The sequence below is a fragment of the Rhodobacter sp. P2_H5 genome (assembly GCF_056403335.1).
The window spans coordinates 19369-32709 of sequence record NZ_JBFUFS010000031.1 but is presented as its reverse complement, the minus strand read 5'-3'; the positions used below and the strand labels follow the sequence as shown (position 1 = coordinate 32709).

The 13341-nt window shown below is 64.7% G+C and carries 14 protein-coding genes; 3 read left to right on the top strand and 11 right to left on the bottom strand.

The genetic code is table 11. The features are described 5' to 3' along the window. Window positions 1-68 precede the first annotated feature (68 nt). The 5 genes from AC1DVR_RS22495 to ssb all read right to left on the bottom strand — a co-directional run bounded on the left by AC1DVR_RS22495 (window position 69) and on the right by ssb (window position 2906). Window positions 69-428: a HesB/IscA family protein gene (locus tag AC1DVR_RS22495; protein WP_478002861.1), complete on the bottom strand. Its 360-nt coding sequence runs from the start codon at window positions 426-428 to the stop codon at window positions 69-71. 26 nt (window positions 429-454) lie between these two features. Then, window positions 455-1171 (bottom strand): DUF3307 domain-containing protein, encoded by a 717-nt coding sequence (locus AC1DVR_RS22490; RefSeq protein ID WP_478002860.1) that lies wholly within the window; start codon window positions 1169-1171, stop codon window positions 455-457. Next, window positions 1168-1812, bottom strand: coding sequence for a hypothetical protein (locus tag AC1DVR_RS22485; protein WP_478002859.1), 645 nt, complete (start codon window positions 1810-1812; stop codon window positions 1168-1170). Before AC1DVR_RS22485 ends, AC1DVR_RS22490 begins: the two co-directional genes overlap by 4 nt. A 106-nt stretch (window positions 1813-1918) precedes the next feature. Beyond that, window positions 1919-2281 carry an SUF system Fe-S cluster assembly protein gene (locus AC1DVR_RS22480; RefSeq protein WP_478002858.1) on the bottom strand — a complete coding sequence of 121 codons (363 nt, stop codon included), beginning with the start codon at window positions 2279-2281 and terminating at the stop codon, window positions 1919-1921. A 76-nt stretch (window positions 2282-2357) separates the two neighbouring features. After that, window positions 2358-2906, bottom strand: a complete 549-nt coding sequence (gene ssb, locus AC1DVR_RS22475; RefSeq protein WP_478002857.1) for a single-stranded DNA-binding protein — start codon at window positions 2904-2906, stop codon at window positions 2358-2360. Between the two features lie 265 nt (window positions 2907-3171). Between ssb and AC1DVR_RS22470 the strand changes: the two genes are divergently transcribed. The 3 genes from AC1DVR_RS22470 to AC1DVR_RS22460 all read left to right on the top strand — a co-directional run bounded on the left by AC1DVR_RS22470 (window position 3172) and on the right by AC1DVR_RS22460 (window position 5507). After that, window positions 3172-3705: a helix-turn-helix transcriptional regulator gene (locus AC1DVR_RS22470; protein ID WP_478002856.1), complete on the top strand. Its 534-nt coding sequence runs from the start codon at window positions 3172-3174 to the stop codon at window positions 3703-3705. Between the two features lie 108 nt (window positions 3706-3813). Beyond that, on the top strand, window positions 3814-4434 hold the full coding sequence (locus AC1DVR_RS22465) for a lytic transglycosylase domain-containing protein (protein WP_478002855.1): 621 nt from the start codon (window positions 3814-3816) through the stop codon (window positions 4432-4434). Window positions 4435-4640: 206 nt separating this feature from the next. Next, entirely contained in the window at window positions 4641-5507 is an 867-nt protein-coding gene (locus AC1DVR_RS22460; RefSeq protein WP_478002854.1) for an ion transporter, read from the top strand. Window positions 5508-5575: 68 nt separating this feature from the next. On the opposite strand, the gene AC1DVR_RS22455 is transcribed toward AC1DVR_RS22460, so the two are convergent. The 6 genes from AC1DVR_RS22455 to AC1DVR_RS22430 all read right to left on the bottom strand — a co-directional run bounded on the left by AC1DVR_RS22455 (window position 5576) and on the right by AC1DVR_RS22430 (window position 13245). Then, window positions 5576-7660, bottom strand: a complete 2085-nt coding sequence (locus tag AC1DVR_RS22455; RefSeq protein WP_478002853.1) for a dipeptide ABC transporter ATP-binding protein — start codon at window positions 7658-7660, stop codon at window positions 5576-5578. A 113-nt stretch (window positions 7661-7773) separates the two neighbouring features. Next, window positions 7774-8049, bottom strand: coding sequence for a hypothetical protein (locus tag AC1DVR_RS22450; RefSeq protein WP_478002852.1), 276 nt, complete (start codon window positions 8047-8049; stop codon window positions 7774-7776). A gap of 2 nt (window positions 8050-8051) precedes the next feature. Further along, window positions 8052-9218, bottom strand: coding sequence for an ABC transporter permease (locus tag AC1DVR_RS22445; RefSeq protein WP_478002851.1), 1167 nt, complete (start codon window positions 9216-9218; stop codon window positions 8052-8054). Window position 9219: 1 nt separating this feature from the next. Then, window positions 9220-10305, bottom strand: a complete 1086-nt coding sequence (locus AC1DVR_RS22440) for an ABC transporter permease (RefSeq protein ID WP_478002850.1) — start codon at window positions 10303-10305, stop codon at window positions 9220-9222. 124 nt (window positions 10306-10429) lie between these two features. Then, window positions 10430-12070: an ABC transporter substrate-binding protein gene (locus AC1DVR_RS22435; protein ID WP_478002849.1), complete on the bottom strand. Its 1641-nt coding sequence runs from the start codon at window positions 12068-12070 to the stop codon at window positions 10430-10432. A 377-nt stretch (window positions 12071-12447) separates the two neighbouring features. Continuing rightward, on the bottom strand, window positions 12448-13245 hold the full coding sequence (locus AC1DVR_RS22430) for an AraC family transcriptional regulator (RefSeq protein ID WP_478002848.1): 798 nt from the start codon (window positions 13243-13245) through the stop codon (window positions 12448-12450). Window positions 13246-13341: the final 96 nt, after the last annotated feature.

Below are 13341 nucleotides of genomic sequence, written 5' to 3'. Positions count from 1 at the left end.
GGGTTTCACACCCCCCGCGCCCCCCGTGGGATATTTATGGACCAATGAAGGGGGGCCGGGGGCGCGGGTCAGGCGTCGGGGGCGTCCTTGAACTTGATCGACTCGCCGCAGCCGCAGGCCTCGGCCACGTTGGGGTTGCGGAACTTGAAGCCGCTTTCGAGAAGGCCGGTCTCGTAGTCGATCTCGGTGCCGATCAGGAACATCTGGGCCATGGGGGCGATCAGCACGCGGGCGCCGTCTTGTTCGACGACCTCGTCGAGGGGGTTGACCGAGGTCACATAGTCCATCGTGTATTCCATGCCGGCGCAGCCGCCCTTCTTGACGCCGATGCGCAGACCCTCGGCGCCTTTGGTGGCCATCAGGCCCGCGATCTGGCGGGCGGCGGTGGGCGAGAGGGTGACGGCGGCTTTGCCGGGCATGCCAAACATGGGGATATCTCCTGTAGAGCCCTAATCTAAGGTGTCAGATCGGGAATTCCAAGCGGGGGAAGCTGGTGAAGCAGGGCAGAAATCGCGGCGGAGATCACGATTGCCCAGGAAACCGACGCCAGGGTGCCGATGATGACATATTCCGAGAGCTTGCGGTCATCGCCGACCGCGCCAAAGCGCAGCACGGATTTGGCGGCGACGAGGTAGCCGACGCCTCCAGCCTGGTCGGTCAGGATCAGGGCGAAGATCAGCCCGCGCTCCAGAAGCCCGATCATCCGCCCGCCGCCGGGCAGGCCCGCGGGGGAGGCGGCGGCCCAGGGCTCCATCAGCAGGCCGACGGCCAGGCCTCCGGCGCGGGTGGACAGGATCAGGCCGGCGGCCAGCGCCATCAGGGGCGCGAGGCCGGGGCAGGCGGCCCAGAGGCCCAAGGACCAGATCCCCGGGGCGAGGGCGGCCAGGCCGGCAAGGCTCGCCAGATGGGCGGCCTGGGTGGCGAGAAAGATCGAGAGGCCGGCTTTGGGCCCGAACCGCCGGACGCAGCGGCCCTGGCCCAGCCGGATGGCGAGATGCGCCGCCGTCAGGACCAGCAGCCAAGGCGAGGCGCTGCCGGTGGCAAGGGTCGCGGTCAGTAGCACGATCACGCCGTGCAGGGCGGGGCCCTGGGGTCTGGCCGCGCCCTGCGGCTGCAGGACGAAGGTGGCCAGGCTGTGGGCGAAGAGCATAGCTGCGAAGGTGGCGATCATGGCGACATGCCCTCAAAGGCGGCCAGCGCCGGTTGAAGCGCCGCGAGCCCGGCGCCCTTCAGCCGCGCCTGCACGGCCTGCCGGGTGATGCCAAGGCTTTGGGCGATCTGATCCTGGGTCGGGTTGATCGGGTCCAGCGCCAGGGCGATGGCTTCGGCCTGTTCGCGGCTCCAGCGGCTGGCCTGCCAATGGGCGAGGGTCACCACCGCGCCTTGCCAGGGGCCGAGCTCGGAGGGGGCGGCGCCGAACATCGGTGTGTCGAAGGCGATGCGCTCCTTGCTGCGCATGGCATCAAGGGCATGGCCCGATTGTTCAAAGACAAGGCCGGACGCGCCCGACAGGCCCGTCTCTCCCAGCCGGTCGTAAGGGCCCAGGGCCAGGGCCAGACGGGTGGCAAGACCGGCCTCCGAGGCCCGCAGGCGGGCGAGGAGATACAGGGTCGCGCGCAGCGCCATGCCGGGCCGTTCGACATAAAGCTGCCAGCCATCGCCGCGGAACCGGCTGAAGCGGGTGTCATGTCCAAGCCAGGCGGAAAGGATATGCGCGGCGGTCCTCAGGGCCTCAATCGCGCCTTCGACCGCTTGCCCCTCGGCAGCGGTGGAGGCGACGAGATCTCCGGTCAGGACGGCGATGTCTTTCATAGGCAAGTTATAGGCGTTGCTTTTGGTGAAAGCAAGCCTCGTGCTTTGCTTGTTGAAAAGGCAAGCCATGAGGCTTGCCTATGCCATAATCAAGCTAGGAGGCTTGCTACATGAAGCCAAGCTCGAGGCGGGCCTCGTCGGACATCATCTCCATCCCCCAGGGCGGATCGAAGGTCATCATCACGCGGACCTCCTTGACGCCAGGGATGGATTCGACGGCGGCCTCGACCCAGCCCGGCATCTCGCCGGCGACCGGGCAGCCCGGCGCGGTCAGGGTCATGTAGATGTCCACCACGTTCTCGTCGGTGATCTCGATCGTGTAGACCAGACCCAGATCGAAGATATTCACCGGGATTTCAGGGTCATAGACGGTACGGCAGGCGTCGACGACCTGCTCGTACAGGGCATGTTCGGTGGTGGAGGGGCGGATCAGGGGGGTGCCCTCGATCTTGTCCGGCTGCTCGGTCATGACACGCTCACTTGGGTTGTTGAGCGATTATATAGGGAATATCCGCCAAAGGTCCAGAGCAGCCGGGAAAGCCCGGTCAGAACGGGATTTCGTCGTCCAGATCCGAACGCCCGCCGCCGCCGCTCTTGCCGCCGCCAAAGCCGCCGCCCGAGGACCCGCCACCCGACGAACCACCACGATAGCCGCCGCCCGAAGACCCACCCGAAGGCGCGCCGCCGCCGTAGCCCTGATCCTCGCCGCCGCGGTCGTCATAGCTGCTGCCACCGCCGCCGCCGTCCCGGCCGCCAAGCAGCGTCAGTTCGCCGCGGAACTGGCGCAGCACGATCTCGGTCGTGTAGCGGTCGGCGCCGGACTGGTCCTGCCATTTGCGGGTTTCCAGCTGGCCCTCGATATAAACGGTCGAGCCCTTCTTCAGATATTGCTCGGCGATCTTGCCCAGAGCCTCGTTGAAGATCGCGACCGAATGCCATTCGGTGCGCTCCTTGCGCTCGCCCGAGGCCTTGTCGCGCCAGGTTTCCGAAGTGGCGATGCGCAGGTTCACCACCTTGCCGCCATTGGGAAAACTGCGCACCTCGGGGTCGCGACCGAGGTTGCCGACGATAATGACCTTGTTGACGCCTGCCATGACCTACTCCCTGATTCCGTTTGTGCCGGCAGGGTCGCCGGACTTGGTTAAGAAAACCTATAGACCGACCGGCGGTCCGGCTGCAATGCGCAGCGCCCGTTTCCGGGCAAAGCGCAAACCCCCTGCCTGAGCCGCGCGCATCAGCCGGGCGGTTGCGGGCTTGTGAAGCCTCCCCCCCTTTTCGCGCCCCAAGCAAGCCGCTAATCAGGCGCCAAGCCGGGTGCGTGCGGCAGCAGGGCCGAGGGCCCGTTCCAGAGGGCAGTTTATGAGCGGCAAAGAGCTTTTGAACGCCAGGGGGGTCTGGCCGGTCCTGGCGTTGATCATCGTTCAGGCGATCTGCACCGTGATCTTCATGGCCGATGTGGCCACAGATATCCTGCCGCAGGGCCGCGCCGCGCTGACCAACCCGGCCAATCTGTCGGAACTGGCGGCCTCGGTCGGGCTGATTCTCGGCCTGGTCTTCGAGACGCTGGTCCTCTTGCGCCTGATGAACCGCCAGCACCGGATGCAACAAAGCCTGACCGTGGCGACCGGCGCCCTGTCCGATCTGATGGAGGCCTATTTCCGCACTTGGGCCCTGACGCCGACCGAGGCCGATGTGGCGGCCTTCACCATTAAGGGCTATTCGATCGCCGAAATCGCCACCTTCCGCGGTTCGGCCGAGGGGACGATCAAGACCCATCTCAACGCGATCTACCGCAAATCCGGCACGGCGGGGCGGGCGCAGCTGGTCTCGGTCCTGGTCGAAGACCTGTTCCGCGGCGCCCTTGTCGGCGGGGCGGGGCTGGCAAAACCCTGAAATCTGGGCAGGCCACCGCCGATCCCTGGCAATTTCCCTTGCCAAGACCGATCAATTTCCTATGACTAACGCAGCGGCGTGCCAATGGTTCCTGCGGTTGGGTGCAAAATGCGTATGATCGGATCAAGACCCGGGCGCGGGATCGCGGCAGCGATCGTGTCGGTCGTGGTGATTGTGGCGCTTGGCGCGCCGGCTCTGGCAGAGGGGCTGGTCTTCGGCTCGGCCGGCAAGGGCCGGACGGCGCAGTTCCGCAACCAGCTCGCCCTGCTCGACGGCAAGCTTGCGCAGCAATATTCCAATTCCTCCCGGCTGAAGCCCGGCGCCGGCAAGGATGCCAGCGTCGGCACGGTGCGCTATTCCGGCCGGTATCGCGGTGTCTACCTCGACATGGCCAAGGCCGCCGCCAGCAAATATGGCGTGCCGGAGGCGATCTTCCTCAAGCTCGTGCAGCAGGAAAGCGGATGGAATCCGGATGTCGTCTCGGCCAAGGGCGCGGTCGGCCTGGCGCAGCTGTTGCCGACCACGGCGGATCATCTCGGCGTGGACGAGACCGACCCGAAATCCAACCTCGAAGGCGGGGCGCGCTATCTCTCGATGATGTTCAACCGCTTCGGCAGCTGGAAGCTGGCGCTCGCCGCCTATAATGCCGGCCCCGAGGCGGTCGAGGCCGCCGGTGGCGTGCCGGAATATCAGGAGACCCAGAACTACGTTCTGGCCATCCTCGGCTAGGCTTTCCCGCAGGGTCTCGGTCGCGTATTCAAAGGCAAGCTTGCGGTGGCATGGCACGGGATTGCCCGTGATTGCACGCGTGCAATCCATCACAACCTATTGAACCACAACGAAATTCAACTTTTCGTCAAGACCTTGTTAACCTCTGGCCGGCCCCTCCGCCAGCGGACTAGGGTGCCATCTTGCCAGGACAAGGATTCGGCAGGATGGACAATGTGGCGAGCGGGGCAAAGGGCTTCGGCCTGAGACGTGTCTTCACGGACCCGCATTATGCCGGCTATCGCTACTGGCACATGATCATCATGGCCTTCACCATCGGCTCCTGCATCGATCTGGCGCTGGAAAGCGTGCATGACCTGGCCGATCAACATGCGCAGCTTTTCACCTGGTCGGAATGGACCACGGTCGTGATGTTCACCATCGACGCGGTGGCCAATGCCTATTTCTCGCCCAAACCCTGGCGCTATGTCTTCTCGATCTGGGGCCTGATCGACATCATCTCGGTCGTGCCCTCCTATTTCATGCTGGTCAACCTGACCTCGCTCCGCTCCACCAAGATGATCCGGCTGGTGCGGGTGGTGCGCGCCTTGCGGGTGCTGAAACTGGCGCGGACGGCGGCGGATGGGGCGGATGTCACCCATGTGAACCCGCTGCTGGCCAACCTCAAGATCTATGTCATCATCTTCTTCGCCGTCTTCATGCTGGCCTCGACCTCGATGTACTACGTCGAAGGCTCGCTCTATTCGCCCGACGCGATGCAGGCCGGGCAGGCGGCCTTGGATGCGGCGACCCCGGCCGGGCAACCGGCGGCCGAGTTCGTGCCGGTCGATCCGATCTCCGGCACCCCGATCCGCCCCGCCGATCGCAACTTCACCTCGATCCCGGCCGCGATGTGGTGGTGCATCGAGACGATGACGACGACCGGCTATGGCGACATGTACCCGGTCACCGTGGGCGGGCGCATCGTGGCGGCAATCACCATGCTCTGCGGCTTGATCCTGTTCGGTATCCTGTTGAACATCGTCAACAAGACCATGATGCTGCTGTTCTTCGGCGAAAACGCCTCAGAATAGGGCCACGCCCGCCAGAGGCGCGCGGTTGTCCGGTAGGATGGGCAATGTGCCCATCTTCCGAGGCTGGATCACTCCGCCGCCATCTTGATCACCGGCTCCATCCCCGCAAGGATCTCGTCCGAGAGGTGGCACTTGATCTGGTGGCCGCCCTCCAAGGTCTTGACCGGTGGCATCTCGCGGTCGCAGAGCCCGCCCGGCACCTGGGATTTCCAGCGGCAGCGGGTCTGGAACGGGCAGCCCGGCGGCGGGTTCATCGCCGAAGGGATGTCACCTTCCAGCACGATGCGCTTGCGGATCACCTTGGTGTCGGCGATGGGCACCGCCGAGAGCAGCGCCTCGGTGTAGGGGTGGTAGGGCGGCTGGAAGACCTGATCGGTGGTCCCGGTCTCGACCACATGGCCGAGGTACATGACCAGCACCCGGTCCGAGAGATACCGGACGATCGACAGATCGTGCGAGATGAACAGAAGCGTCGTGCCATTCTCGCGCTGGATGTCCATCAGCAGGTCGGTCACAGCCGCCTGCACGGACACATCCAATGCCGAGACGGGTTCATCCGCCACCACGACCTTGGCCCCGCCGGCAAAGGCGCGGGCGATCCCGACGCGCTGCTTCTGGCCGCCCGACAGCTGGCGCGGCATCCGGTCGGCAAAGGCGCGCGGCAGTTTCACGAGATCCAGAAGCTCCAGCATCCGCGCCTTGCGTTCGGCATCCGAGGCGCCGAAGTGGAAAACCTCCAGCGCGCGGATGATCTGCCGCCCCACGGTCATCGAGGGGTTGAGCGTGTCAAACGGGTTCTGGAACACCATCTGCACCGAAGACACCGTATCGACATTGCGCTTCTGGATCGGCGTCGATTGCACATTCTCGTCAAACAGCATGATCGAGCCGGAGGTCGCGGTTTCCAGACCCATCAGCACCTTGGCGAAGGTGGATTTTCCGCAACCGCTTTCGCCCACGATGGCCAGGGTTTCGCCGGCGCGGGCCTCGAAGCTGAGGGTTTCATTCGCCTTGACCACCTTGGCATTGCCACCGCCGAAGGCGCCGGAGGAGACCGAATAATATTTCTTCAGATCCTCCATCTTCAGGACGACATCCCCGATCGGCGATTTCATCTTGGCGACGCGGGCGGCGGGCGGGGCCATCCAGTTGATCTCGGCCCATTTCAGGCAGCGCGAGCCGTGGCGGTCGCCTTCGGGGACAGTCGACATCGGGATATCGCCCGCATCGCAGCGCCCGGCCTCGAAGTAATCGCAGCGCGGGCCGAAGTTGCAGCCCTTGGGCCGTTCATGCGGCAGGGGGAAATTGCCGGGGATCGAGATCAGGGGGCGCGAGTTCTTGTCGGCGCCGGGCAGCGGGATCGAGCGGAACAGGGCTTGCGTGTAGGGGTGGCGCATGTTGTCAAAGACTTCGGCGACATTGCCGGTCTCGACCGCCTCGCCGGAATACATCACGCAGAGCCTATCGCAGACATCCATGATCAGGCCGAGGTTGTGGCTGATGAACAGCATCGAGGTGCCGTATTTGTGGCCAAGGTCCTTGACCAGATCGACGATCCCCGCCTCCACCGTCACATCCAGCGCGGTGGTGGGTTCGTCGAGGATCAGCAGGGCCGGTTTCGACATCAGGGCCATGGCGATGACGATGCGCTGCTGCTGGCCGCCCGACAGCTGGTGCGGGAAGGCGTTCAGGATGCGGTCGGGGTCGGGCAGGCGGACATCGGCCACGATCTGGCGGGCGAGCTTCCAGGCCTCGTCCTTGCTCATGCCCTGATGGATCATCGGCACTTCAGCCAGTTGCGCGCCGATCTTCATGGCCGGGTTCAGGGAGGCCATCGGCTCCTGATAGATCATCGCGATTTCGGACCCGCGCAGCTGGCGCAATTCCTCGTCGTTCATCGTCACGAGGTCGCGGCCCTTGAACTTGATCGTCCCGCCGGTGATCCGCCCGTTCTTGCCCAGATCGCGCATGACGCCCAAGGCCACGGTCGACTTGCCACAGCCGCTTTCGCCCACCAGCCCCATCGCCTCGCCGGCCATGACCTTGCAGGAGAAATCCATCACCGCAGGGATCTCGCGCATCCGGGTGAAGAAGGAGATCGAGAGATTCTCGATGTCGAGGATCGGCTGGCTCGGGTCCCATTGGGTCGTCATGGCGGGCCTCATTCTGCAGGGTTCGGGGCGGTTTTGGTGGCAGGAGCGGGGGTTTCACACCCCCGCACCCCCGTGGGATATTTATGGACCAATGAAGGGGGAAAGTAGTTCTGTCATTTCGCCATTGTCCATTTCATCACGACATCTGATGCCAGACCTATGAACTGCGCGCCAAATGCAACGGTCGCCCATATAGCGCCCAAAGCGTTTGCTGCACTAACTTCGCGTGCCCATCTTTGTTCCGGGGTATCAGGATGGGGATTTTGTTCGTCGCCAAACCTACTGATGCCGAATTCCCTAGGCGCGCTTATTTGCGAGCTTTTCCACCAAAAATAGGCTGCGAGCCCGGTCGAAACCAACGCCACGAACTGACAGAGCGTGGAAATCATGTTCAGTCCTTCAGGCTTTCTTCGCGCAAGCCGTCGGCCAGGAGGTTGAGGCCGAGGACGAGGCTCATCAGGGCGAGGGCGGGGATGACGGCGGGGTGGGGGAAGCTCATCAGGACCTTGCGGCCGGCGCTGATTGTCGAGCCCCAGTCCGGGCTTTCGGGCGATACGCCGAGGCCGAAGAAACCGAGCGTGCCGAGGAGGATGGTCGTGTAGCCGATGCGCAGGCAGTAATCGACGATCAGCGGGCCGCGGGCGTTGGGCAGGATCTCCCACAGCATGATGTACCAGGCTTGCTCGCCCCTGGTCTGGCCGGCGGCGACATAGTCGCGGGATTTCAGGTCAAGGACGATGCCGCGCACGATGCGGAAGACGGTGGGGGCGTTGACGAAGACGACCGAGACGAAGACGTTCAGGAGGTTCGGGTCCATGCCCCAGAGGCCGAGCGGGTCGCGGTTGAAGGCGAGGCCGGAATAGGCCCAGAAGCCCAGGACCAGCGTCAGCCCGACATAGAGGTTGCGCTTGGGCGGGTTGGTGTGGAAGCGCGAGTTGAAGAGGACCACGAAAAACGCGATCGGGATCAGGAACAGGATCGCCGCCAGCACGACCGGGATGCCGGTGTTGCGAATCTCGGGTGTCACCAGCAGGTAGAACAAGAGGATGACCGGAAAGGCGAGAACGAGGTTGGCCAGAAAGCTCAACACCGTGTCGAGCTTGCCGCCGAAATAGCCGGCGGGCAGGCCGAGCGTTATGCCCACGACATAGGCGAAGCTGGTGGCGGCAGGCGCAATGATCAGGACCGAGCGCGCCCCCATCACCATCCGCGAAAACACGTCGCGCGCCAGGTGATCGCCGCCAAGGAGGAACCAGGGGTACTGCCCCTCGGGTCCGGGCGGGGTCGGCATGCCGGGCAACGGGTCCTTGACCGAGCCGAGCTGGACCAGCGGATCGAAGGTCGCGATGGCGTCGGCGAAGATCGCGGTGAAGACCCAGAACATCACGATGAAGAAACCGACCATGCCGACAGGCGAGTCAAACAGCTTGCCGTAAAGCCCGAGGTGGCGCTTGAAGCGGATCGACAGGGCGAAGGTCGCCACCAGCGCCGCCCAGACCGGCCAGAACTGCTTGGCCATCAGCGCAAAGATCATCGGCCAGGAGAGGATATCTGTCATGTCAGCCCAGCCGGATACGGGGATTGAGGAAGACATAGCCGATGTCCGATATCAGCTGTGTCAGGAGAACGAAGATCACGGCCACGACCGAAGCGCCCAGAAGCATCTCGATGTCGTTGTTGGAGGCGGCGGTCACCAGCATCCAGCCGAAGCCCTTGTAGTTGAAGAGCGTCTCGGTGATCACCACGCCGTTCAAGAGATAGGGGAATTGCAGCATGATCACGGTGAAGGGCGCGATCATCGCATTGCGGAGCGCGTGGCGCAGCACGACCTGTTTGAAGCCGACGCCCTTCAGCCGCGCGGTGCGGATATACTGTTGGGTCATCACCTCGGTCATGCTCGCCCTTGTCATGCGGGCGATATAGCCGACGCCATAAAGCGCAATGGTCAGGACCGGCAGGGTGAAGTTCCAGAAGGTGATATGGTCCATCGCCGCCGTGGCCGACCCCATGAACAGGATCTTGCCGTCGATCCAGCCCCAGCTCGCCAACAAGGGCGACAGGCCTGCGGCGGGCGAGGCCAGAAGCGCCACCAGGATCACGCCCGAGACATATTCCGGCGTGGCCGAGGAGACGATCGAGAAGGTCGAAAGCACCCGGTCGGTCCGCGAGCCCTCGCGCATCCCGGCCAGCACCCCGATCAGCAGCGCCGTCGGCACCATGACCAGCATGACGGCCAGCATCAGCCAGCCGGTGGCCGCCATGGCGACGCCCAGCTGATACAGCACCGGCTTCTTGAACACGGTGGAAAAGCCCCAGTTGCCCTGGAAGATGCCGCAGAACCGCGGCGCCAGCGCCGGGTCGTCGTTCTGCCTGATGCAGAGGCCGCGCGTCACACCCTTGTCGTCGGTGCGCAGCCAGCCCGGCGCCACGCCGAGCCATTCGCCGTAGCGGTAGAACACCGAACCGCCGTGGCCGTTGTCCTGAATCCAGGCATCAACCGCCTCGTCCGTCATGCGGACCGAGCCTTCGGCGCGGGCGAGTTTTTCCAGGTTGGGCGGCAGGTTGGTCAGGTAGAAGACAACGAAGGTCAAGACCAGCGCCGTCAGAACCATCACCCCCAGGCGCCGCATCACGAATTTGAGCATCTATGTCCCACCGCTGCAGACCTCGTGCCAGATCCCGGGGCCGCAGGCGGCCGGGTGATCTCATGCGAAATGAAGAGGGGCGGGCGCGCAGCCGCAGCGCGCACCCGCCCCGATCAGTCGGGCCTTACGCCAGCGACCACAGGTAGTGGTGATGCTCGAAGGACGGGTGCATTTCCATCCCCATCACATTCGGCTTGGCGTGGCGGAACAGCGAGCGCCAGTAGGGCTGGATGATGTAGCCTTCGTCCTGCAGGATCTTCTCCAGGACGGCGGCGACTTCGCGGCGCTTGTCGGCATCGGCAAGGCCGAGGGCCTTGGCCATCGCGTCATCGAACTCCTTGTTGGCCATGCCGGTCTCGTTCCACGACCCGGTGGAGGTATAGGCGAGCGACATGTTCTGCACGGCCAGCGGGCGGTGGTTCCAAGTGGTCGAGGAGAAGGGGTATTTCTGCCAGTCGTTCCAGAAGGTCGAGCCCGGCATGACGGTCCGCTTCACCTTGACGCCGGCTTCGCGCAGCTGACCTGCGACGGCGTCGGTGGTGTCGAGTTCAAAGCCGCCGTCGAGCGAGATCAGCTCGAATTCGGAATCCGTCAGCTTGTACTTGGCCAGCACGTCCTTGACCTTGGTCTTGTCGAAGGTCTGCGCCGGCAGCTTGGCGTATTCCGGGTGCACCGGGCAGGCGTGGTGGTTTTCGGCGGTGGTGCCCAGACCCTTGTAGCCCAGTTCCAGCACGACCTTGGGGTCGATTGCCAGTTGCAGGGCCGAACGGACCTCTTTCTCCTTGTAGAGGTCGGAGGTGGCCGAGTTGAAGCGGCAGACGATGGTCGAGGCGGTGACGGCCTCATATTTCGTCCAGCCGAGCGTGTTCAGCTGGTCGATGTAGTCGCCGGTCGTCTCATAGTTCGCGTCGATCTCGTCCGAGTTGGCGAGGTTGACCATGGCCGACAGGTCGGTGCCGAAGTCGATGTAGTGGATCTCGTCGAGCGGAGCCACGCCGCCCCACCACTTGTGGCTTTCCGGCGCGCGGACCAGGGTCATCTTCTGGCCGACCGAGATTTCGCCCGGCACATAGGGGCCGGTGCCGATCGGGTTGACCGAGGGGTCGTCGCCGTCCTTGAAGGACTTGTGCACCACGGCGGCCGGATAGTCGGCGAGGTTCGGGACAACGGCCACGTCCGACAGCGACATCTTCAGCTGCACGGTGAAGTCATCGACCTTGACGACGGCGCCTTCGCGCAGCTGCTTGGTCTTCTCGTCCACGAGGCCGAGGAAGCGCGAGGACATCGCGTTGCCTTCGACGGTGCCATCGGTCCAGCGCTTGAAGTTGCCCACCACGTCATCGGCGGTGAAATCGTCGCCATTGTTCCACTTCACGCCCTTGCGGACATGCAGCGTGTATTCGGTGGCGTCGGCATTGGCCTCCCAGCTTTCGAGGAGGCGGCCTTCGAAGGTGCCGTCAGGGTTGTACTGGATCAGATATTCCAGCCAGCCGCGGTAGACGTTGGCGATCTGCGGCCAGTCGGCCAGACGCGGGTCCTTCTGGGCCTTGGTCTCCATCGACATCCGCAGCACGCCGCCCACCTTGGCGGCCTCGGCACGGACCGGGGCGCTGAAGCCCATCAGCCCATAGGCCGCGACGGCGGAAACGCCCATCGCGGTGGTGCGGGTCAGGAATTCGCGGCGGCTCAGCTTGCCGGCCCGCAGGTCCTGCAGGTGCATCCCGGTCGCCGGATGCAAGCCCTTGGTCCTCGTCATGTCGTTCATGCTAGTCTCCCTGTCAGGCCATTGCCCTGTTTTCATTTTTCAGAGGCACCGCTTGCGCGCCGATCTCCCGGGCGGCCTTGCGGCGGCAGGGGGGGGGCGGCGCGGTGCAGGTGCTCACAAGGTCATTCGGCACCTTTTCCGCCCATCCGTCAACGCTTGGATTCGCCACATCGTGTCACGTTTGCGACTTGAACCGCGATGAGAGGCCGCGCCGCGACATCTGGCGTCGGTTTGGCGCAGGCCGCGGGGGGGGCAGGGGCGTCGGACGCGCCCCGATATTCCGCTAGAGCGGAGGAACGCCCGGCCCGCAAAGCCCGCGAATCGGGCGGAGTCCAGCGCCGAAGTTTGCGGTTGAGGGCAGCGGCCAGGGGGTGCGGCTACAGACTGCGGCGGAATTCAGTCGGCGAATTGCCGGTGCGGTGCTGGAAGGCGCGGGTGAAATAGGCCGCCGAGGCGAAGCCCAGGCTCGTCCCGATCCGGTTCACCGGCAGCTTCGTCTCGGCCAGCAGTTTGCGCGCTTCAAAGATCCGGCGGTCCTGCAACAGGTCGATCGCCGAGCGCCCGCAGGTCTGGCGGCAGCAGCGCGTCAGATGCGTCGCCGTCACCCCGAGTTCAGCCGCCATCTCCCCCACCCCGGCGCCGGAGCGGAAGCCCGCCTCCATCACCTCGGTGAAGCGGGCGACCAGCTTGCGGGCGGCATCGGGCTTCGGGGCCTCGGCGCTGGCCTTGGCGGCCTGACGCTCGATCCAGACGCCGAGAAGCCCCAGATGGGCATAGGCCGCCCGGTCATGGCCCACGGTGTCGGCGTCCAGTTCACGCTGGATGGAATCGAGGGTGACGTTCAGTTCCTGTTGGGCATGCACTTCGCGGATGCGCAGGTGCAAAGGCTCCTTCGGCAGGGCCACGCCAGAGTCGCGACCGAAAAAGACAGCGGTGCCAAAGACTTGCGCGCCGACCTCAAAGCCGTGCATCACGCCCGCCGGAATGAAGATGCCGTTGTGGGCGGTATAGCCCCGGGTCTGGCCGGCGATGGTGATGCGGCCCTGGCCCTTGGTGAACCACAGAAAGCAGGGTTCCGACAGCGCGCGCATCGCCTCGACCCGCCAGCGGCCACCGGCGGCCAGACGCGGGATGGCCACCAGACGAAAGGGCGAAGGAGGGGGAGCCAGGGTCATTGCATCTCGCCATCTGATCAGGGGTTACAGATAACCCGGGGCCGGGCGCGCCCCAAGCGAAAAATGCCGCCCGGCGGGCAAGAGGCTGCAACCTTG

What these genes read in the sequence shown, in the direction of transcription:
- AC1DVR_RS22495 (WP_478002861.1), bottom strand. Translation starts at nt 428, where the DNA reads ATGTTTGGCATGCCCGGCAAAGCCGCCGTCACCCTCTCGCCCACCGCC.
- AC1DVR_RS22490 (WP_478002860.1), bottom strand. Translation starts at nt 1,171, where the DNA reads ATGATCGCCACCTTCGCAGCTATGCTCTTCGCCCACAGCCTGGCCACC.
- AC1DVR_RS22485 (WP_478002859.1), bottom strand. Translation starts at nt 1,812, where the DNA reads ATGAAAGACATCGCCGTCCTGACCGGAGATCTCGTCGCCTCCACCGCT.
- AC1DVR_RS22480 (WP_478002858.1), bottom strand. Translation starts at nt 2,281, where the DNA reads ATGACCGAGCAGCCGGACAAGATCGAGGGCACCCCCCTGATCCGCCCC.
- ssb (WP_478002857.1), bottom strand. Translation starts at nt 2,906, where the DNA reads ATGGCAGGCGTCAACAAGGTCATTATCGTCGGCAACCTCGGTCGCGAC.
- AC1DVR_RS22470 (WP_478002856.1), top strand. Translation starts at nt 3,172, where the DNA reads ATGAGCGGCAAAGAGCTTTTGAACGCCAGGGGGGTCTGGCCGGTCCTG.
- AC1DVR_RS22465 (WP_478002855.1), top strand. Translation starts at nt 3,814, where the DNA reads ATGCGTATGATCGGATCAAGACCCGGGCGCGGGATCGCGGCAGCGATC.
- AC1DVR_RS22460 (WP_478002854.1), top strand. Translation starts at nt 4,641, where the DNA reads ATGGACAATGTGGCGAGCGGGGCAAAGGGCTTCGGCCTGAGACGTGTC.
- AC1DVR_RS22455 (WP_478002853.1), bottom strand. Translation starts at nt 7,660, where the DNA reads ATGACGACCCAATGGGACCCGAGCCAGCCGATCCTCGACATCGAGAAT.
- AC1DVR_RS22450 (WP_478002852.1), bottom strand. Translation starts at nt 8,049, where the DNA reads ATGATTTCCACGCTCTGTCAGTTCGTGGCGTTGGTTTCGACCGGGCTC.
- AC1DVR_RS22445 (WP_478002851.1), bottom strand. Translation starts at nt 9,218, where the DNA reads ATGACAGATATCCTCTCCTGGCCGATGATCTTTGCGCTGATGGCCAAG.
- AC1DVR_RS22440 (WP_478002850.1), bottom strand. Translation starts at nt 10,305, where the DNA reads ATGCTCAAATTCGTGATGCGGCGCCTGGGGGTGATGGTTCTGACGGCG.
- AC1DVR_RS22435 (WP_478002849.1), bottom strand. Translation starts at nt 12,070, where the DNA reads ATGAACGACATGACGAGGACCAAGGGCTTGCATCCGGCGACCGGGATG.
- AC1DVR_RS22430 (WP_478002848.1), bottom strand. Translation starts at nt 13,245, where the DNA reads ATGACCCTGGCTCCCCCTCCTTCGCCCTTTCGTCTGGTGGCCATCCCG.